The following is a 19,001-nucleotide window of genomic DNA, read 5'->3' on the forward strand; positions in this document are numbered from 1 at the left end:
TTTCAGTGCGCGGTCTTCACCATGTCCACCTGGGTTTCGGTAATTTCGTCATGCAGTATGTGGTCGAGCCGCTCAGCGACCACCTGGTCGTCGCGGCGGATCTCCCGCTTCCAGGGCTGGCGGCCCTTCAGCACGCCCGATTCATCGACGATCTCCGCGACATACTCTTCCTGGCGGTAGGCCATCACATGGACGCCGGCGACGCCCGGAATTTCCTTCACTTCGTTGATGATGTCGATGCAGAGCTGCTTGCCTTCCTTCTTCTGGTCCTGCGCGCCTTCAAGCCGCTTGATCACCGCTTCGGGAATGTGGATGCCCGGCACGTTGGAGCGGATCCATTTCGCCGTCTTGGCGGAAGCCAGCGGCCCGACGCCGCACAGGACGAAGACTTTTTCGGTGTGGCCGAGGTCGCGCGCGCTCTGCATGAAGGTTCTGAACATCGGCACGTCGAAGCAGTATTGCGTCTGCACGAACTGCGCGCCGGCGGCTATCTTCTTGCCGAGATGGATCGGCCGGAAATCGTAAGGGGGCGCGAAGGGGTTGACGGCTGCACCCAGGAAGACCTGCGGCGGCGTGGTCAGCTTGCGGCCGGACAGGAACTTGCCGTTGTCGCGCATGATGCGGATGGTTTCGAGCAGCGACATGGAATCGAGGTCGAACACCGGCTTGGCGCCCGGCTGGTCGCCGGCCTGCACACCGTCGCCGGTGAGGCAGAGCATATTGGCGACGCCCATCGCCGCGCCGCCCAGCACGTCGCCCTGGATGGCGATGCGGTTCTTGTCGCGGCAGGCGATCTGCATGATCGGGGCATACCCCATGCGGGTGAGCAGCGCGCAGATACCCACCGACGACATGTGGCAATTGGCGCCCGATGCGTCGACCGCGTTGATCGCATCGACCCAGCCGTCGAAGATCTTGGCGCGGTTGTAGACGTCTTCGGGATTGGCGCTGTCTGGCGGATTGAGCTCGGTCGTCACCGCGAACTCGCCGCGCCGCAGCACGCGCTCCAGCCGGCCGCGCGACGTGTGGCCGGGCAGAGGATCGAGCGGCAGGTGGATGCCGGCCGGGTTCTCGTCGCGCTGGCGGGCGTTCATGCCGAAGCTCCTGGATTCTGGGTCGTTTCCCGCGCGGCGGCGGCCTGCGCGGTCACCCTGAGCCAGGCCGAGGTTTCGCGCAGCGACTGGTCGACCGGCTTCTGCACGGTGAGGATCTTGTCGCCATGCTTCATGTTGCGCGAGCCTTCCCAGGCCTTGACCCAGACGCAGGGCATGTCCGGCTCGACCTCGCAATTGCCATTGGCGCGCACGCCGCCGCAAGGGCCGTTGCGCAGTTGCTTCGGGCAGTTCATCGGGCACGACATGCCGGTCGATGACAGGATGCATTGGCCGCACATGCGACAGTCGAACATGAAGCCCTTGACGCGCTTCTCGACGAATTTCACCGGCGCCTCGACGCGGCCATAGCCGACACCTTTCCACAGCGGATGCAAGAGCAGGAAGACGTCGGCGAACCTGCTGTAGAACCATTCGAGCAATCGCGAATGGCGGATCGACCACAGACGCACCGCAAAGGTGCGCTGGACGCGCCGCTGCGGCGACACGTCGGCAGGCTTGTAGTCGGATTTCGGCGCTGCCTTCTTGACCAAAGTGGCCTGGGTAACAGCCGCCCCTTCTTTGACAGGAGTTGTCTCAGACATTTTCTTTCCCGCCAGCCTTGACCAGAGCGACCAGCCGCTCGCGGTCATATTTCGCGTCGAGTTCCTGGTAGGCCTTCTCGACCTCGGCCTCGATGTCGTCGCCGACCGGAACCGGATCGGCCTTGCGCCATTCGGCCAGGTAGTCGTCGGTGCCGCCGGCGCCGGTGCGCATGGCGCACATGTCGATCGCCTCGGTGAAGCGCAACGGCAGCTCGCGCTTGGCGTTCTGGCGGCCCCTGCGGACGATGACCTGGGCTGGGATATCGCGCCAATAGACGACGATCAAATCGGCCATGAATTCTCACTCCTCGATGTTCGGAGCATTGCCGCATGCGCCATGGGGCCGCTTGTTATGGGACGACGCGCGCGCCTTCAAAAGCGACGCTGCTTGTGCGGCAAAAGGACTGATGAATCGGCGATTGCGTTTCCTGCCAGATGATCAGACGCTGCACATACTCTCGAATGCTTTCGACCTAGGGCGGACTCGAGGTTGTTCCGGTTCGTCGAATGGGAAGCGATTTGGGTCCCTTATTCGTTTCCGAAGTCGCTTGCTCTCAAGTCGGCGATACGGACAATCATGCTTCGCTTGGGATCGAATGGAAGGTCTTCGAAATCGAAGCTGCGGTAAAAGTCTCTTACGGCGTCGTCGAGCGGATGGGTGAGGACACCGAAGCAGCCGATATCAGTGGAGTATCGAACCGCGGTTCTGAGCGCGAAGAGGAGAAGCGAGCGGCCGCAGCCCCGACCTTGATACCGACGATCCACGGCAAGTTGGCCGAGCAACACTATGGGGACCGGGTCAGGGCGATTGCGTTGCGCCGACTTTGGCAGATATGCCCGCTCAATCTGACCGGCACTCAGGGCAACGTAGGCGGCAATGAGACCGCTTGCGGAATCGCAGATGACGCTGGTGCGTGAGACGCCGTCCTGCTGATTGCGCCAGGCATGGCGGCGAAGCCAGTTGTTGAGCGACTCACGACCGCAATCGAAAGCGTCTCTGTCATCGTCCGCCGCGAGCGGTCGAGGCGGCGTCAGTCCTGCCATACGGGACGAGACGCAGCGAGCCTTCGCAAACCGGGTAGTGGTTTCGGCGGCGACTTTGCCCAGGCCTCGAACTTTTCCCAGTCGGCCGCAGGAATCGTTACTATGCGCCCGTCCAGCACCTCCATTTCGGCGGCTTCGACGGCCCTGCGGCGGATGAAGTCACTGAGATTTGTGTTGGCCTGATTTGCGGCCGCTTCAAGTATTTCGCGTTCGCCCAGCGTGACGCGCACGCTGAGGGGAGCCATATTGGACATCGTCAACCTCACCTTCTGTATGACAATAGCATACAATTCACTTGGCTAACAGGGCTACCAGACGCGCTTCGTCAGCCCGGTCCAGAGATAGAACCAGATCGTCGGGTGAAACCACTGCTTCGACGGCAGCCCCGGATCGATCGTCGCAAACTTTCCGGCCAGCGCATCGTTCACCGCCGCGACGCAGATATCGCGGGAAAATGCAGCCTGCCGCAGCGCGTAGCTGGCGATGGTGTCGCCAGGTTTTGGCTTGCCACGCGCCTGTTTCAACACGCCGCCCGTGTCGACGCCGGTATCGACCAGGTGGACAGTGGTGCCGAAATTCTCTCGATCGCCGGAAGCCAGCGTCCAGTAGCCGCCATTCATGCCGCGATACTTTGGGGCGATGCCGGCATGATAATTGAGCACCGGGCAGGGTATCTTCGCGAGTGTGTCTTTCGACAGCAGCCGGCAGCCGGCGAGCAGGACGACGCCCGGCTTGATGTTTGTAATTTCCTTGAGGCATTCCGGCCCGTTGGCCGAAGGCACATGGATGATCGCCTGGCCTGGGCGAGGCCCGGTCTCGAGTTTCTCCTCGGCAATCAGACGCGCGGCATGTCCGGCAAGGAAGCGCTTGCCGAGCCTGGTCAGCACCATGGTGCCGAGCTGGCCGATAGCGGAGATCCAGCCCTGGCGGCGGGCGCGGCCGAGCAGCAAACGCTTCTTGGACTCAGGGGTTTCGAGGATAACGCTGACGGGGCCGACGCGATCGGCGATGGCGTTGACGATCGCCCAGATATGCGGGCCGCCCTCGGTGACGACCACGATCGGTCGCGGACTGGATTCCGACGCTGCCATGGCAAGCCCCCCGCTTTCAAAGTCGGGCGCATGCTAGGGCGAGCGGGTTAATCCTTGGTGAGCCTGGAGCCGGCCAGCATGGCCCACCGACAACTCACACCGCCAGTTCCCACCCTCAAGCGATCCCATACGGGTTAGGCCACTTGAGCAGTCTGAGACTGGGAAATGACTAAATTTTAGTCATAGAACTTGAGGGATTTTCAATTAACGGATTGCATACTTTAACGATGTTCAAGTTTGCGCGGAAATATGAATTTTATAGACGCCTTGTCGGCATTCTGTATTGCCTGCTATTTGCAGGGTTCGCGATTGTACCGGGCGGCGTGAGAACGGCACATTGGTTAGAGCGCAATGCGGGACTTAAAGTCATGCTCGCATGCGGTGTAGCGTACATCGCTTTCATGTCTTTCTTGGTGTGGCTCATAAACAAGACGAATGAAGCCTACCCAACGCTGACACTTCCGCCAGCGAGCATCCTCCAGCCGCCGCCTATTGAAGAATCCGATTCGGCTACCGACGTGACCGTAGAAACTACCCTCAAATCGGCCGGGTTGGAGAAGTGACGTTTGTGCCCAATGCACCTAGCCCGGGCACATCGCATCGACCGCCCCTTTGATAGTCTGCTGGCTGCATATTGGCAGAGGACAGCCATGCAATATCTCGGCGTCACGAAACTCGCGGCCGAGCATCTCTGCCGCCTCTATCATATCGAGCGCGGCCGGTCGGCTGGGCTCCGACGCTGCCATGGCATGCCCCCCGCTCTCAAAGTCGGGCGCATGCTAGGGCGAGCGGGTTAATCCTTGGTGTGCCGCGACCTCAGTCAGACATGCAGGGTCCGGCTCAGCGCTTGAGCTCCATGATGTCGAGCTTCGATTCGTAATAGGGCGCGGGGAATTCGATCCGCCACTCGGTGGCGCTGTTGCGGAAGGCGTAGCCGATCTGGTCGCTTTCGGGGCCGCTGCCATAGGGCTTGGCCTTGTCGTCGTTGACCGAGAACGAGCCGAGATAGATGGCGCGCTTCTCGCCGTCGTCGAAGAAGCGGCCGGTGGTCCGCTGCGAGCCGCTGATCTTTCGCAGCCGCCAGCCGGAACCGTCGTCGCTCACCTTGCATTTGAACCAGCCATAGATGACGAGCGGGCTGATCCCGCCGGCCTTGATGGTGCGGCATTTCCAGTTGCCGGTCAGATCCTTGTCGGAGAAGGCGACCAGCGGCTTGGCAAGCAGCGCGTCGAGCTCTCTGACCTCGGCCGGATCGCCGGCCTTCGCTTCCTCCAGCGCGGCCTTGCGCGTCTCGCCATATTTGTCGAGCCGCGCCTTGTCGGCGGCGGTGATCAGCTTCTGCACCTCGCCGTCGGCATGGGCCGGCAGGGCGACGCCGATGAGGCAAAGGGCGGCAAGCAGCAGGCGACAGGTCATGATGCACTTCCCGGATTGGTGGCTGGAACAGTTGTTTTGTTTTCTGGCGCACAACTTACCCGTTCGCGGGCCACTGTCATCCGGCTAACCTGAAGCCACCGCCGTTTAGGCGGTGGAGCATTCACGCGTCAGCGCGGAGACTGGAGCTTGACCGCGATAGCGGCATAGATTGACGCGAACTCACGGGCAAGCTCCACAAGATCGGCGTTGCCATAGCGCTCGAACAACGCCTCCGGGATAGGCCAGCTGACACGCACGCGGTCCTTCGCCTCCAAGACCACGATCTTCAGCGGCACTTCCGGGAGCGCCGACGGATCGGCGCCCAACAGCCGTATCATATAGCGGGGGTGGAAGTAGAGGATCTGCCTCGTGCGCGCGATGCTGTAGCCGGCGCGCGCAACCAGCATCTGCGGGTCGATTTCGTGGATGATCCAGAGGTCCAACGCGGCCAGGATGGCACGAATGGTCTCAAGTGTGGCATCGAAATCCAGCGGGATTGTGATCGCGCGCTGGAACGCATGACCTGCTCCTGGCGGGCAGTGGTGCACTGTGGCACGGCCGCTCATCAGCGTGCGCCCTGCTCTTGCCTTGCCTGGACCGCATCGAGAACCCTCGCCGAATAGACTATCGCGGCACCGGCGTTGAGCGCCACCGCTACGCCGAGGGCCTCGGAAATTTCGTCCGGTGTTGCCCCATGTTTCAGGGCAGTGTCGGTATGCACCGTAATGCATCCGTCGCAACGGCTGGTGACGGCCACGGCCAGCGCAATTAGCTCGCGTATCTTCGGCGACAGATTGCCTGTGGATTCACCCGCAGCACTGAGCGTCTTGTAGCCCTTGAGCGTATCGGGCGAGAGTTTGCCAAATTCACCGATCCGGCTGACCAGGTCCCGGCGATAGGCGTTCCAGTTGATCATCATGGGTAAAACTCCGTTGCTTCGAAGTCTTAAGGTAACCGGAGTTCGCGATAGCTGAGAATTGCCGATCCCAGTTTAGGGCTTATGCATTTTCGTTTGGGACAGAGGCCCAAGGCGCCGACAGCTTGCGAATTCCTGCAGCAAGCACGCGCGCCGCCGCTTGGACGCGAGGCGTCGTGCGGGCGTCCGCATGGACACCCATCCAAATCTCGCGCTCGGGAACCGGCATCTTCAGCCGAACGAGGCCAGCCGCGCCGTCACCGACGAGGCTCGGCAGGCAAGCCAGGCCTAGACCCGCAAGTGCTGCGCGAGCCTGCGCCTCGCGGCTGTCGGTTCGCAAGACGATTTTTGCGGCATGTGCCACCTCGCCGAGCCAGGTCAGATCCGCGATCGGCCCAATCTCGGCGCGCATGGCAATGATCGCATGGCCCCTGAAGCCGCCATCGACCTCCGGTGTGCCGCATCGTTCGATGTATTCTGGCGCGGCATAGAGGCCAAAGCCCAATCCACCAAGACGGGTCTGGATCACCTCCTGCTGATCGAATCGCACGAAGCGAAAGGCCACGTCTGCCTCTCGCCGAGCGAGATTGACCGGACGCGGCTCACCGATAAGTTCCACCGAAAGGTCGGGATAGGTATCGGAAAGTTCAGTGCAGAGGGGTGCCAGCACCCTGGCGCAGAACCACTCTGCCGCCGTAATACGCACGACCCCGGTCGGACCGGCATCACGGCCCGAGACTGATCGCTCGATCGCCAGCGCTTCGATTTCGATACGCTCGAGCGCCGCGAGGATCGCCTGCCCGGGCTCTGTCAGCATGAGCGATCCGGGCAAGCGACGAAACAGCTTTACTCCCAGGCTCGACTCCAAAGCTGCAATGCGTCGCCCGACGGTCGGCTGCGTGGTCCGCAAATGACGGGCGGCCGCAGATAGCGAGCCATGCCTGGCAACTGCAAGAATGTATTTGAGATCGTCCCAGTTCAATTTTGTGCTTTGATATGGCAAGCTGCTGCTATTCTCCGATGATAGAACGGCGTGAGATTGGCTGTCACCAGTCTCACGCCGTAAAGCACCCAAGATCATCCGAGCCAGCCTGAAGACCGACGGTCGAACGGACCAAGATATAACAGAAGCGCTCAGCGAACCGCGCCTCTTTGCCAAAATTTAGAGCGTTGTTCCATCGTTCGCGGAAATGCCGGCCGCTCTATCTGTTTTGACGCAGGACGGAAAACCGTTTCACATTTTTCCTGGAATTGCTCTGGCGCAATCGCAGTCAGACGTCCGCCGCCGCCCGCGCCAGCCCGCCCGTCAAATCGCCATAGCCGGTCGAGCGACGCTCATAGGCGAGGCCGAGCAGGCGGGCGGCATGTTCGGCGACCTTGTCGAGCTCCGGATCGTCGGTCTGGGCGAGATAGACCAGCTTCTCGTAATTGCCGAAATAGTCCTTGATCAGTTCGGGATGCCGGTCGAGGCCGAGCGGCTTGATGAAGAAGGCGTCGAACTGGCGGCAGAGGAAGTCGGTCATGTAGAACGACATCATGTCGTCGTCGGCGACCTTCGCATAGGCGTCCATGCCCTGGTAGAAGGCAAAGCAGTGCGGGCCGGCCATGCGCTCGACGCCGTGCTTCTCGATGACGCGGTCGAGCAAGCCGCCGGTGCCGCAATCGGCATAGCCGACAAAAATGTGCTCGTAGCCTTCCGCCTTGGCCTTTTCGATCGCCTTGTCCATCGCCGGCGCGATTCGGTCGGGATAGAAATGGAACTCGGCCGGCAGGCAGGTCAGCTCGAGATGGTCGAGCTTTAGCTGTTGCTTGACGGCCAAAACTTCGCGCGCAATCATCCCGCAGGCGATGACGAGCAGCCTGTCTGTTTGATTCGGTTTCGTTTTTTGCGTTTTGACCAAGTCGGGCCGGCTTTCGCTGCGGGGCTTAATATCTGTCGAGGGAGACACCGTCCATGAAACTGCTACGCATCGCGCCGATGGCCATCCTTGCCTGCGCGCTTGCACTTACCGCCTGCGCCAACACCATCCGGGGCGTCGGCAAGGACGTCAAATCGACGGCAAGGGCGGTCAAAGACACTGTCAACTGATCGGCAACCTCGTCCATCATCTGGGAACAAAAAAGCCGCGCTGCAAGGCGCGGCTTTTCTTGTCGGTCCATCCTGATGCCCTGGGATCAGGCAGACGCGCGAACGTTGTGCTTGCGCTTCATGAAGTCCTTGGCGGTCTCGACCGCCACCGCGGCGTCGCGGCAATAGGCATCGGCGCCGACGGCCTTGCCGAATTCCTCGTTGAGCGGCGCGCCTCCGACCAGCACGACATAGTCGTCGCGGATGCCCTTTTCCTTCATCGTGTCGATAACGACCTTCATGTAGGGCATGGTGGTGGTGAGCAGCGCCGACATGCCGATGATGTCGGGCTGGTGCTGTTCGATCGCATCGAGATATTTCTCGACCGCGTTGTTGATGCCGAGATCGATAACGTCGAAGCCGGCGCCCTCCATCATCATGCCGACAAGGTTCTTGCCGATGTCGTGGATGTCGCCCTTGACGGTGCCGATCACCATCTTGCCCTGCTTGGGTGCACCGGTGGCGGCGAGCAGCGGGCGCAGGATCGCCATGCCGGCCTTCATGGCGTTGGCCGAGAGCAGCACTTCCGGCACGAACAGGATGCCGTCGCGAAAATCCTCGCCGACGATGCGCATGCCTTCGACCAGCGCTTCGGTCAGCACCTTGTAAGGCGCCCAATTGCGCTCGAGAAGGATGTGGGTGCCTTCCTCGATCTCTTCCTTCAGCCCGTCATAAAGGTCGTCATGCATCTGTTGCACGAGTTCCTCGTCGGAAAGCTCGGAAAGGATGATCTCGTCGTCGGACATTTTTTCTCGGGCTCCTTGCTGCTCGGAATGACTGCGGCAGCCTAAAAATCGATGCGCCAATACCTAACCCGCGAGGGCAAGCTAGCCATAGCTGATTTGCGACTTCCCGCAAAAGGAAAGCGACTGAAAAGTTGGCGCTTTTCTTGTCGATTTTGCGACAGGCGTTGGCGCTGGCGGGCCGTTTCCAATAGGGTGCATGGCTACGATCCGGCAAGAAGCGGCGCCAAAGCGGCCGCGAGCCAATTCAGGCCAATCTATAGGAAGAACGATCATGAGCGATAACGCGGCAGTCGAGCAGGAAGCGTCGGGCGGACGACGCGGACGCGGCGCCAGCGGCGGCGCGGCGGCCAGACGCGCAGCCCGTTCAGGCGGCGGTCCCGGCACCCAGCTCACCTACATCAAGCGCAAGATCAACGTCTATGAGGTCCTCAATGAGGAAGGCCTGGCGCTGATCGAGAAGAACACCGACACGGTGCTGGAAGAGATCGGCATCATCTTCCGCGACGACGCCGAGGCGCTCGCGCTGTGGAAGGAGGCCGGCGCCGACGTGAAGGGCGAGCGCGTGCATTTCCCGAAAGGGCTCTGCCGCTCGCTGCTCAAGACCGCGCCCTCGATCTACACCCAGCATGCGCGCAACCCCGAACGCTCGGTGCAGATCGGCGGCAACGCGACGGTGTTCGCGCCGGTCTACGGCCCGCCCTTCGTGCGCGACCTCGACGGCAATCGCCGTTACGCCACGATCGAGGATTTCCAGAATTTCGTGAAGCTCGCCTATATGGCGCCATCGATCCACCATTCCGGCGGCACGGTGTGCGAGCCAGTCGACGTGCCGGTCAACAAGCGGCACCTCGATATGATCTACAGCCACATCCGCTATTCGGATAAGCCGTTCATGGGCTCGGTGACGGCGCCCGAGCGGGCCGAGGACACGGTGGCTATGGCCAAGCTCGTGTTCGGCGACGACTTCGTCGAAAACAACACGGTGCTGACCAGCCTGATCAACGCCAACTCGCCGATGGTATTCGACGAGACCATGCTCGGCGCGCTGAAGGTCTATTCGCGTCACAACCAGGCCTGCATCGTCACGCCCTTCATCCTGGCCGGCGCGATGAGCCCGGTAACCGTCGCCGGCACGCTGACGCAGGTCTTGGCCGAAGTGCTCGCCGGCGCCTCGTTCACGCAGCTGATCCGCCCCGGCGCGCCAGTGCTGTTCGGCACTTTCGCGTCGTCGATCTCGATGCAGTCGGGCGCGCCGACCTTCGGCACGCCGGAGCCGTCGCTGGTGTCTTATGGCGCCGCACAGCTAGCGCGCCGGCTCGGCCTGCCGTTCCGCACCGGCGGCTCGCTCTGCGCGTCGAAGATACCGGATGCGCAGGCCGCTTATGAGAGCGCCAACACGCTGAACTCGACGATCCTTGCCGGCACCAATTTCGTGCTGCATTCGGCCGGTTGGCTCGAGGGCGGCCTCGCGTCCTGCTACGAAAAATTCATGATGGATATCGATCAGCTCGGCATGACGCAGAAGTTTTCCGAGGGCGTCGATCTGTCGGAAAACGGGCAGGCGATGGATGCCATCCGCCAGGTCGGGCCGGGCAGCCATTATCTCGGCTGCGACCACACGCAGGCGAATTTCCAGACCGCCTTCTACCGCTCCAACATCGCCGACAACAATTCCTACGAGCAGTGGCTGGCCGAAGGCGAGAAGACGGCGCCGCAGCGCGCCAACGAGCTCGCCCGCCGCTGGCTGGAAAGCTACGAGGCGCCGCATCTCGATCCGGCGATCGACGAGGCGCTGAAGGACTTCATCGCCAACAAGAAAGCCTCGATGCCCGACGCTTTCACGTGAAAGGAGCCCGAGTCAGGCCGGGCTAAAGTCGCCAACATCATTCATAAGGAAGTCTGGCGGAGCGCGTTCTCCGAACCGGAACGGAAGGGATGATTTTTTCGCGCGGCACGATTGAAGGGATCGCGGTTGCGCTCGCCGCCCATGGCCTGATTCCTCGCGGCGGTTTCCGTTTCGCGAGTGACGAAGCCGCACCTGCCGGGCTCTCCGGTGCGCCCGCCAAGTGCGCCCTCCTGGTCGGGCAGGCTGGCGCGGCACCCTGGCCGCATTTCCAGCGCTGGCTCGCGGGGCAGCCGCCGCAGGCCATCGCCAATCCGCTCGACACTTGGTCGCGCGCAGTGATCGGCGCGGTCGCGCAGGAATTCGGCGCCCGCATGGTGTCGCCTTCCGACAGGCCGTATCTGCCGTTCCAGCAATGGGCGATGCGGGCGGAGAGGCTGAAGCCGTCGCCGCTCGGCGTCCTCATGCATCCGCAGTATGGGCTCTGGCACGCTTACCGCGGCGCGCTGCTGTTCGAGGAGGAGATCTTCCTCCCCGAACCTCACCAAACGATTCATCTTTGCGACACATGCGCCGACAAGCCCTGCCTAAAATCCTGTCCGGTCGATGCCTATTCCGAGCAGCGTTTTGGCCATCATGCCTGCCTCAGCCATGTGCGCGGACCTCGCGGTGAGCCTTGCCGGGCCGGCGGATGCCTCGACCGCAATGCCTGTCCATATGGCGCTGCTTATCGCTATCCGCCGGAAGTGCAGGCTTTCCATATGGCGGCATTCGCGCGCCTGTAAGACGCCATCCGCACGAAATCTTGAACAGCGGGCTCCGGGATTGTCTTGCCGCATCGCCCCAGCCAGATATCTATCCGCGACGGCCGACGGAGAGCAGCATGGCGCGAGAAGAGATTGAGATCGAAACCAAAGACGGCAAGGCACGGGCGGGGCTTTTCCAGCCGTCCACCACGGCCAGGGCCGGTGTGATCCTCTATATGGACGCCTTCGGGCAGCGCCCGGTGCTCGATGAGATGGCGAAGCGGTTCGCCGGGCACGGCTATGCCGTGCTGGTCCCCGATCTCTTTTATCGCAATGTCCCCTATGGACCGTTCGATGCCAAGACGGCCTTCGCCGTGGAGGAAACCAAGACCAAGTTGATGGCGCTGGTGACCGGCACGACGCAGGAGATGACCATCCGCGATAGCGAAGCCTTCCTCAACGCGCTCACTGCCGAGGGCATCAGCGGGCCGGTTGGCGTCGTCGGCTATTGCATGGGCGGCGCGCGGGCGCTCAATGCAGCGGCGACTTATCCCGACCGGATCGTCGCGGCGGCGAGCTTCCACGGCGGCAATCTCGCAAGCGATGCCGCCGACAGCCCGTACCGCAAGGCGGCGTCGATCAAGGCGCGCGTCTATGTCGGCACCGCCGGCGTCGACCGCAGCTTTCCGCCGGAGCAATCGGCGCGGCTGGCCGAGGCGCTCAGGATCGCCGAGGTCGACCACACGATCGAGAATTATGTCGGCGTCGGCCACGGCTGGTGCATAAAGGACCACAGCGTCTATGACGAAGCGGGCGCCGAGCGCCACTGGAAGCGGCTGACGACGTTTTTCGGTGAAACGCTGCGATAAGTCTGCGGCAAAAAAATTCTTCCATAACCCCAAGGAATCGCCATTAGCCTTCGTCCAACGGGCAAATGACGGCGATGATGCTGGACGACAGCGAGGCCTCCGATGCCGAATTGATCGGGCGCGCGAGGGGCGGAGACAGGGGGGCTTTCGGCAAACTGCTCGAAAGGCACTATGGCTTCGTCTATCGCGCCGCCTATCGCTGGTGCGGCCGTAAGGCCGACGCCGAGGACATCGCCCAGGATGTCTGCGTGCGGCTCGGCCGCGCGATCCGCGACTATCAGGGCAACGGCGCCTTCACGACCTGGCTCTACGCCATGACGCTGAACGCGGCGCGCGACATGATGCGCAAGCGCGCACGCGATACCGCCAAGACCGAAGCCTTTGGCACCTATGCGCTGATTGCGGGAGAGGGCTCGGCGGAAAGCCAGGACCCGACCGAGGCGCTGTGGGCGGCGGTGCGCATGCTGCCGGACAAGCAGCGCGACGCGGTGCTGCTCGTCTATGGCGAGGGCCTCGGCCACGCTGCGGCCGCCGAGGTGATGGCTATCTCGGAAACGACGGTTTCCTGGCACATCCATGAAGCGAAGAAACGGCTGAAGGTGCTCATGCGTTCAGCCGGGGAAGTGTGACCATGGTCGACGACAACGAACTCGAAAGGCTGCGCGATCTCGCGGTGCCGGCGCCCGACGGCGAGGCGAAATCCCGCGCTTTCGCCGCCGCGATGCGTGCCTTCGACATGCAAGAAAATAATTCGACCGCCACCCAAGGAACGGCAGCAGGTCTTCGTCTCACGGAGCGAGCACAAAAGCTCTGGAGAGAGATCATGCAACGGAAACTCATTGCCACGCCGGCCATCACCGCGCTGGTCGCGCTGCCTATTGCCGGATATGCCGCTTTCGAGATGTTGAAGGAACAGCCGCCCGTCATCGGCGGCAACGGGAAGATCACCGAAACGGTGGCCGACAAGCCGGTGGCGCAGAAGCCAGCGGTCGAGCAGCCGGCGATCAACGAACCGCTGGCCGCGGCGCCCGCCAAGGAGAAGAAGGCCGACGCCGACAGCGAAAGGCGCGTCGAAGACGAGGCGCAGGTTGCGCCCGCATCGCCGCCGAAGCCGGCGACAGAGGTCGATAGCCTGGCCAAGCAGGAAATGGCGCCCGAGGCGATGCCGGCGCCACCGGCTGCGCCGGCAGAGAGCGGTCAACTCGCGTCCGGCGGACGCGCGAATGCTCAAGCGCCCATAGCGGCGATGCAGTCTGCCCAGGCGCCAGCCGGCGCAGCCGCCGATTCCAGGCTGATGGTGCAGCCTGCGCCGATGCCGGCCGATCAGTTGCAGCCGCAGGAGGAAAACCGCGACCGTATCGAGACCTTCAAGACCAATCCGGTGCACGAGACTACCCAGGATCCGGTCTCGACCTTCTCGATCGATGTCGACACTGCCTCCTATTCCTTCGTGCGGCGCTCGCTGAAAGAGGGCACTCTGCCTGACCCCGATACGGTTCGGGTCGAGGAGATGATCAACTACTTCCCTTACGACTGGAAGGGTCCGGACTCGGCCGCAACGCCGTTCAATTCGACCGTCACCGTCATGCCGACGCCGTGGAACGAGCGTACCAAGCTGATGCATGTCGCCATCAAGGGCTTTGACGTGAAGCCGGGCGAGCAGCCCAAGGCCAACCTGGTGTTCCTGATCGACGTGTCGGGCTCGATGGACGAGCCGGACAAGCTGCCGCTCTTGAAGTCCGCCTTCCGGCTGCTGGTCAGCAAGCTCAAAGCGGACGACACCGTCTCCATCGTCACCTATGCCGGCAATGCCGGCACGGTGCTGATGCCGACCAAGGCGGCGGAAAAGCAGAAGATCCTTTCGGCCATCGACAATCTCGAGCCGGGGGGCTCGACGGCCGGCGAGGCGGGCATCAAGGAAGCCTACAAGCTTGCGCAGCAGTCCTTCGTCAAAGACGGCGTCAACCGGGTGATGCTTGCCACCGACGGCGACTTCAATGTCGGCCAGACCGATGACGACGATCTCAAGCAACTGATCGAGAGGGAGCGCAAGACAGGCGTGTTTCTCTCGGTGTTCGGCTTCGGCCGCGGCAATCTGAACGACCAGATGATGCAGACCATCGCGCAGAACGGCAACGGGACGGCGGCCTATATCGATACGCTGGCCGAGGCCGAGAAGGTGCTGGTCGAGGATGCGTCCTCGACGCTGTTCACCATCGCCAAGGACGTGAAGATCCAGGTCGAATTCAACCCGGCCACGGTCTCGGAGTACCGACTTGTCGGCTATGAGACCCGTGCTTTAAAGCGCGAGGATTTCAACAATGACCGCGTCGATGCCGGCGATATCGGCTCCGGCCATTCGGTGACGGCGGTCTATGAGATCACGCCGAAGGGCAGCGGCGCCGAGCAGGTCGATCCGCTGCGCTACGGCCAGGCGAAGGTCGACAATGGCGGCGTTGCCAACGCGGACGAATATGCCTTCGTCAAGATCCGCTACAAGCTGCCGAACGAGAATGTCTCGAAGCTGATCACCACGCCGGTGACCGCGGCCAACGAGGTCAAGTCTTTCGACGAGGCAGGAAGCGACCAGCGCTTCTCGGTTGCGGTCGCGGCCTTCGGGCAGAAGCTGCGCGACGAGGATCAGACGGCGAATTTCGGCTACGACCGGATCCTGGAAATCGGCAACGCCGCCCGCGGCGCCGATCCGTTCGGCTACAGAGCCGAATTCCTGTCGCTGGTGCGCCTGGCGTCGTCGCTGGGAACCAACAAGTAGCGCCGCCTATTGAACAAAGGGCCGGCGGCAAATCCGCCGGCCTTTTGACAATCGTTAAATTGCACGGCTTTTCCGGAACCTCATCGCAATGCCCTCCTGTTAGTCAAAGCCGATAGAGGACTTTGAGGGGCTGGAATTGCATATCACCGGGAACGCGACACCGACGGCGGGCAACCTCCCGGCGCGAGCAGCATCCGCGCCATCCGCCGACTCCACGCGCATCAAAAGTGATGTCGACGCGGCCCGCAACACGGCGCTTTCCGCGCTCAACAACGATCGCTTCCGCGTGATGCTGGAGCAGATCATCGATCCGCGCTCGTCCGGCGCGTTGATGACGATGGGCGCCGACAGCAGCGACAGCGCCGCTACAGACCTCAATACCGCGCTGTCGCGCTACGCTGAAAACAGCGAATAAAGCAGGACCATTTTCAGGCGCGGCTGCGCCGGCGCTCGCGGCGGCCTTCGCCTGCGTCGCCTGCGCTCGCCGTCTTGTTGCGCATCGGGCCGATGCGCTCGACGATCGTCTCGACGGTCGGGCGCGCTGACTTTTCATGCGCGTCGAGCGCCTTGCGCATGGCGGCAAGGTGGGCGAACGAGGTGCCGCAGCAACCGCCGACGATCTTTGCGCCCGCATCGACCGCCAGCCGGACATAGTCGGCCATCAGTTCGGGCGTGCCGGAATAATGGATCTCGCTGCCGCGGAATTCCGGAATGCCGCAATTGCCCTTGACGATCACGGTGGCCTCCGGTTTCGCGTCGGTCATGTCGAGCAGCGAGGCCAGGATATCGGCGGCGCCGACACCGCAATTGGCGCCGACACCGAGCGGCGCTTGCGCCAGCCCGTCGGCGACACCATGGATGTCCTTCGGCAAAAGCCCCATCATGGTGCGGCCGGCGGTGTCGAAGGAACCGGTATAGGTGTAGGGCAAGCCGACGCGGATCGCCGCTTCCGCCGCGGCGCGGATCTCGTCGGGCGCCGACATGGTCTCGATCCAGGCGACTTCGGCGCCGCCGGCCTTGAGCCCTTCGATCTGCTCGGCAAAGGCATCGACCGCATCCTCGTAGGTCATGGCGCCAAGCGGCACCAGCAACTCGCCGGTCGGGCCAACGGAGCCGGCGACGATCACCTTGCGGCCAGCCTTGTCGGCGACAGACCGAGCAATCTCGGCGGCACGCTTGTTCAGTTCGCGCACCCGGTCCTGGGCGTGATGAAGCTTCAGCCGGTGGCGGGTGCCGCCGAAGGAGTTGGTCAGGATGATGTCGGCGCCGGCATCGACGAAATTCTGGTGCAGGCTGACGATGGTTTCGGGCGACGTCTCGTTGAGCAGCTCGGGCGCTTCGCCGGCCTCGAGGCCCATCGCGAACAGATTGGTGCCGGTGGCGCCGTCGGCCAGCAGCACGCCCTTTTCAGCAATCAGCGCGTCGATCGGATTGGTCGCGGTCATGGCTTTGGCTTTCGTATCCTGAATTCGGATAACGATATAAAGAAGTCTTTATATCCAGTCAACGAAATTGCGGCCGCTGCGGTGCCAACATGGTGGCCGGCGGCGCTCAGACAGAGCCTGAGGGGAAGGACATACCGGCCAGCTTCTGCGTGAAGCTCGCCGCCTCATGCGCGTTGACGTCGGCGGCGCGGATCAGATTGTCGAAATGGCTGGTCAGGGTGCGGATCGGCTGGGTGGCGCTCAGCACCAGATACATGTCGCCGACATAGATTGCTGCGCGGTAGGGCCCGAAGATCGTGTAGGGGATAGAATAGCGCATGCGGCCGTCATAGAGGAACAGGCGGAAGGTCGGGTAAAGGTCGTCGAGCAGGGTCGCCATGTGCAGCAATTGCTTGCGGCGCTCGTCCTCGGGGAAGCGGTCCCAGACGCCGAGGCCGCGCGCGAAGATCTCCAGCGTATGGCGCGGCATGCAGACTTCCATGTCGGTCTCGGGCCGCCTGTTGTAGTCGATGCGGTATTGGGTTTCGCCGGCCTGCGCCTCGCGGCTCTTGTTGGCGATGCCGGCCTCGTAGTCGACCAGCGCCTCGGTGCGCAAAAGGTCCGGAATGCCGGCGGGAACGTAGCGGATTTTCGTGCCGGCCGCCTCGGCATGCCATTTGGCGAGCAGGGTGCGGTCGAAGCCGTCGGGCGCTTCCTCGATCTCCAGGCTCTCGCGGATCTCGCCGGTGACGCCTTCGTCATGGCTCAAGCCCAGCAGCCAGTCGAGCGACACCTTGAACTCGGCGGCAATGTTGAGAAGCGTCTCGGCGCGGGGCAGGCGGGTTGAGGCGCCCGAAAGCAGTTGCGAGAGCGCCGAACGGTCGATGCCGACGGCGGTCGCGAAGGCCGACTGGTTCAAGTCGGAGCGTGTCAAGAGCAATTTCAGACGCTCCCGGAAGATCGTCGACAGATCACGCTTGTCCATCACTCTGCTCCTGGTCAAGGGAGGAAAAATTTGCGCCGGCTGGCATCACAGTTGCGGCACCAGCGGAAATGAATCCCCAAGTTTGTTTACAATGCATAACATGTGCCGTCAAAAATGCGCATTCGCAACAGTTTGTGCGCTTTGTCGCGTTGCGACAACGACAGGCTCCTGACACAATGCTGTCAGGAATCAAACTGGTTCCGGCGACTGGAAGGCAGTGGTCGATAGCATGACGAGCATAAAGACGAGCATTAATAAGAGACGCAGCAGCACACCGGCCGTGGAATGGCCGACGGTATTCCTCGCATTTTTCTGCTACGGCACATGGCTCGCCACCGGCTTGCTGCTCTGGCCCTCCCATCCGCTGCTGGCGCTCGCAGTCCTCGCCTTGATACTGGCGCTGCAATCCTCGCTGATGCACGAAGTGCTGCACGGGCACCCGACGCGCAACGCCAGGATCAATGAAGCCTTCGTCTTCCTGCCGATCGGCATGGTCTGGCCGTTCCGCCGCTTCAAGACGATCCATCTTCGCCATCATGCCGACGAGCGGCTGACCGATCCGCTCGACGACCCGGAAAGCTATTATCAGGCACTCTGGATGCATGAGGACATGCCGCCGGCGATGAAATTCCTGCTCAAGCTCAACAACACCATGGTCGGCCGCTTGATTCTCGGCCCGTGGCTGTCGTCGATCGGCTTCTTCATCGACGACGCCAGGCAGATCGCCGCCGGCGACAAGACGATCCGCAAGGCCTGGCTGCTGCATGCCGTCGGCCTGGCCGTGGTTGTGCCGATCGTGACGTTCGGCTTCGGCATCCCGCTGTGGCTCTACATATTGGTGCCGGTGTGGCTCGGCCAGTCGCTGATCTCGGTGCGCACCTATGCCGAGCATCAGTGGTCGGAACACCCGGAAGGGCGCACGATCATCGTGGAGCGGTCGCCGCTCTCCTTCCTGTTCCTCAACAACAACCTGCATTTCGTGCACCACAAGAGCCCGACGGTCGCCTGGTACAGACTGCCGAAGATGTTTCGCGATCGCCGCGAAGAATGGCTGCGGATGAACAACGGCTATGTCTATCCGAATTATTTCGCACTGATCAAATCCTTTGCCTTCAAGGCCAAGGAGCCGGTGGTGCATCCGGTGCTGCGCCGCGCGCCGGAACCCGGACGCGCCTTCAAGCCGCGCGTCAGGGCGCGTAATGTGAATGGACTTGGGATGGCTCCAGTGCCGGCTGAGCCGCCCAAGGAATAATTTCGACTTTCCGCGCCGCTTTTTTGCCGCGGGACGCAGGCGCCGATGGCCGCCTGTTTTTGGAAGCTATTT

23 protein-coding genes are annotated in these 19,001 nt (G+C 62.5%); 9 read left to right on the forward strand and 14 right to left on the reverse strand.

The features are described 5' to 3' along the window. Window positions 1-2 precede the first annotated feature (2 nt). The 6 genes from ABID26_RS20730 to ABID26_RS20755 all read right to left on the reverse strand — a co-directional run bounded on the left by ABID26_RS20730 (window position 3) and on the right by ABID26_RS20755 (window position 3,831). Window positions 3-1,094: a methylenetetrahydrofolate reductase gene (locus ABID26_RS20730; protein ID WP_292302383.1), complete on the reverse strand. Its 1,092-nt coding sequence runs from the start codon at window positions 1,092-1,094 to the stop codon at window positions 3-5. Continuing rightward, window positions 1,091-1,696: a methylenetetrahydrofolate reductase C-terminal domain-containing protein gene (locus ABID26_RS20735; RefSeq protein ID WP_126099628.1), complete on the reverse strand. Its 606-nt coding sequence runs from the start codon at window positions 1,694-1,696 to the stop codon at window positions 1,091-1,093. The genes ABID26_RS20730 and ABID26_RS20735 overlap by 4 nt, the downstream gene beginning before the upstream one ends. Then, window positions 1,689-1,991: a virulence factor gene (locus ABID26_RS20740; protein WP_126099629.1), complete on the reverse strand. Its 303-nt coding sequence runs from the start codon at window positions 1,989-1,991 to the stop codon at window positions 1,689-1,691. Before ABID26_RS20740 ends, ABID26_RS20735 begins: the two co-directional genes overlap by 8 nt. A gap of 233 nt (window positions 1,992-2,224) precedes the next feature. Beyond that, entirely contained in the window at window positions 2,225-2,740 is a 516-nt protein-coding gene (locus ABID26_RS20745) for a GNAT family N-acetyltransferase (protein WP_292302381.1), read from the reverse strand. Continuing rightward, a complete protein-coding gene (locus ABID26_RS20750) occupies window positions 2,728-2,994 on the reverse strand; it encodes a type II toxin-antitoxin system TacA family antitoxin (RefSeq protein ID WP_126099631.1) in 267 nt (88 codons plus the stop codon). The genes ABID26_RS20745 and ABID26_RS20750 overlap by 13 nt, the downstream gene beginning before the upstream one ends. Before the next feature lie 54 nt (window positions 2,995-3,048). Beyond that, window positions 3,049-3,831 carry a formyl transferase gene (locus tag ABID26_RS20755; protein ID WP_292302377.1) on the reverse strand — a complete coding sequence of 261 codons (783 nt, stop codon included), beginning with the start codon at window positions 3,829-3,831 and terminating at the stop codon, window positions 3,049-3,051. Between the two features lie 227 nt (window positions 3,832-4,058). On the opposite strand from ABID26_RS20755, the gene ABID26_RS20760 reads away from it, so the two are divergent. Further along, entirely contained in the window at window positions 4,059-4,394 is a 336-nt protein-coding gene (locus tag ABID26_RS20760; RefSeq protein WP_292302375.1) for a hypothetical protein, read from the forward strand. A gap of 277 nt (window positions 4,395-4,671) precedes the next feature. Here the strand turns inward: ABID26_RS20760 and ABID26_RS20765 are convergent, their stop codons facing one another. The 5 genes from ABID26_RS20765 to ABID26_RS20785 all read right to left on the reverse strand — a co-directional run bounded on the left by ABID26_RS20765 (window position 4,672) and on the right by ABID26_RS20785 (window position 8,064). Further along, entirely contained in the window at window positions 4,672-5,247 is a 576-nt protein-coding gene (locus ABID26_RS20765) for a DUF4893 domain-containing protein (RefSeq protein ID WP_292302373.1), read from the reverse strand. Between the two features lie 128 nt (window positions 5,248-5,375). Continuing rightward, complete coding sequence (locus ABID26_RS20770) at window positions 5,376-5,813, reverse strand: DUF302 domain-containing protein (RefSeq protein ID WP_292302372.1); 438 nt, start codon at window positions 5,811-5,813, stop codon at window positions 5,376-5,378. Beyond that, window positions 5,813-6,163: a carboxymuconolactone decarboxylase family protein gene (locus ABID26_RS20775; RefSeq protein WP_292302387.1), complete on the reverse strand. Its 351-nt coding sequence runs from the start codon at window positions 6,161-6,163 to the stop codon at window positions 5,813-5,815. Before ABID26_RS20775 ends, ABID26_RS20770 begins: the two co-directional genes overlap by 1 nt. Window positions 6,164-6,245: 82 nt before the next feature. Then, entirely contained in the window at window positions 6,246-7,145 is a 900-nt protein-coding gene (locus ABID26_RS20780; RefSeq protein ID WP_292302371.1) for a LysR family transcriptional regulator, read from the reverse strand. Window positions 7,146-7,434: 289 nt separating this feature from the next. Beyond that, window positions 7,435-8,064 (reverse strand): DUF1638 domain-containing protein, encoded by a 630-nt coding sequence (locus ABID26_RS20785; protein ID WP_292302370.1) that lies wholly within the window; start codon window positions 8,062-8,064, stop codon window positions 7,435-7,437. Between the two features lie 53 nt (window positions 8,065-8,117). Here ABID26_RS20785 and ABID26_RS20790 point away from each other — a divergent pair, with 53 nt between their 5' ends. Next, window positions 8,118-8,252, forward strand: a complete 135-nt coding sequence (locus tag ABID26_RS20790; protein ID WP_036258641.1) for an entericidin A/B family lipoprotein — start codon at window positions 8,118-8,120, stop codon at window positions 8,250-8,252. Between the two features lie 86 nt (window positions 8,253-8,338). On the opposite strand, the gene ABID26_RS20795 is transcribed toward ABID26_RS20790, so the two are convergent. Next, window positions 8,339-9,037 (reverse strand): corrinoid protein, encoded by a 699-nt coding sequence (locus ABID26_RS20795; protein WP_126099636.1) that lies wholly within the window; start codon window positions 9,035-9,037, stop codon window positions 8,339-8,341. 271 nt (window positions 9,038-9,308) lie between these two features. Here ABID26_RS20795 and ABID26_RS20800 point away from each other — a divergent pair, with 271 nt between their 5' ends. The 6 genes from ABID26_RS20800 (at window position 9,309) to ABID26_RS20825 (ending at window position 15,683) form a co-directional block, all read left to right on the forward strand. After that, on the forward strand, window positions 9,309-10,883 hold the full coding sequence (locus tag ABID26_RS20800) for a trimethylamine methyltransferase family protein (RefSeq protein ID WP_292302369.1): 1,575 nt from the start codon (window positions 9,309-9,311) through the stop codon (window positions 10,881-10,883). A gap of 89 nt (window positions 10,884-10,972) precedes the next feature. Next, a complete protein-coding gene (locus ABID26_RS20805) occupies window positions 10,973-11,665 on the forward strand; it encodes a 4Fe-4S dicluster domain-containing protein (RefSeq protein ID WP_292344114.1) in 693 nt (230 codons plus the stop codon). A gap of 98 nt (window positions 11,666-11,763) precedes the next feature. Continuing rightward, the gene (locus ABID26_RS20810; protein WP_292302367.1) at window positions 11,764-12,495 is read left to right on the forward strand and encodes a dienelactone hydrolase family protein; all 732 of its coding nucleotides are present in this window, start codon (window positions 11,764-11,766) and stop codon (window positions 12,493-12,495) included. Between the two features lie 65 nt (window positions 12,496-12,560). Then, the gene (locus ABID26_RS20815) at window positions 12,561-13,124 is read left to right on the forward strand and encodes an RNA polymerase sigma factor (RefSeq protein WP_126099640.1); all 564 of its coding nucleotides are present in this window, start codon (window positions 12,561-12,563) and stop codon (window positions 13,122-13,124) included. A 2-nt stretch (window positions 13,125-13,126) separates the two neighbouring features. After that, window positions 13,127-15,268, forward strand: coding sequence for a vWA domain-containing protein (locus ABID26_RS20820; protein ID WP_354416217.1), 2,142 nt, complete (start codon window positions 13,127-13,129; stop codon window positions 15,266-15,268). A gap of 136 nt (window positions 15,269-15,404) precedes the next feature. Then, the gene (locus ABID26_RS20825; RefSeq protein WP_292338857.1) at window positions 15,405-15,683 is read left to right on the forward strand and encodes a hypothetical protein; all 279 of its coding nucleotides are present in this window, start codon (window positions 15,405-15,407) and stop codon (window positions 15,681-15,683) included. A 13-nt stretch (window positions 15,684-15,696) separates the two neighbouring features. Here ABID26_RS20825 and bmt read toward each other — a convergent pair whose 3' ends face one another. Both bmt and ABID26_RS20835 read right to left on the reverse strand, forming a co-directional pair. Further along, window positions 15,697-16,713, reverse strand: coding sequence for a betaine--homocysteine S-methyltransferase (gene bmt, locus ABID26_RS20830; RefSeq protein WP_354416219.1), 1,017 nt, complete (start codon window positions 16,711-16,713; stop codon window positions 15,697-15,699). 106 nt (window positions 16,714-16,819) lie between these two features. Next, the gene (locus tag ABID26_RS20835; protein ID WP_292338859.1) at window positions 16,820-17,677 is read right to left on the reverse strand and encodes a helix-turn-helix domain-containing protein; all 858 of its coding nucleotides are present in this window, start codon (window positions 17,675-17,677) and stop codon (window positions 16,820-16,822) included. Between the two features lie 229 nt (window positions 17,678-17,906). On the opposite strand from ABID26_RS20835, the gene ABID26_RS20840 reads away from it, so the two are divergent. Beyond that, entirely contained in the window at window positions 17,907-18,929 is a 1,023-nt protein-coding gene (locus ABID26_RS20840; RefSeq protein WP_354416221.1) for a fatty acid desaturase, read from the forward strand. The last annotated feature ends 72 nt before the right edge of the window (window positions 18,930-19,001 follow it).

It is taken from the genome of Mesorhizobium shonense (assembly GCF_040545255.1).
Taxonomy (GTDB): domain Bacteria; phylum Pseudomonadota; class Alphaproteobacteria; order Rhizobiales; family Rhizobiaceae; genus Mesorhizobium; species Mesorhizobium shonense.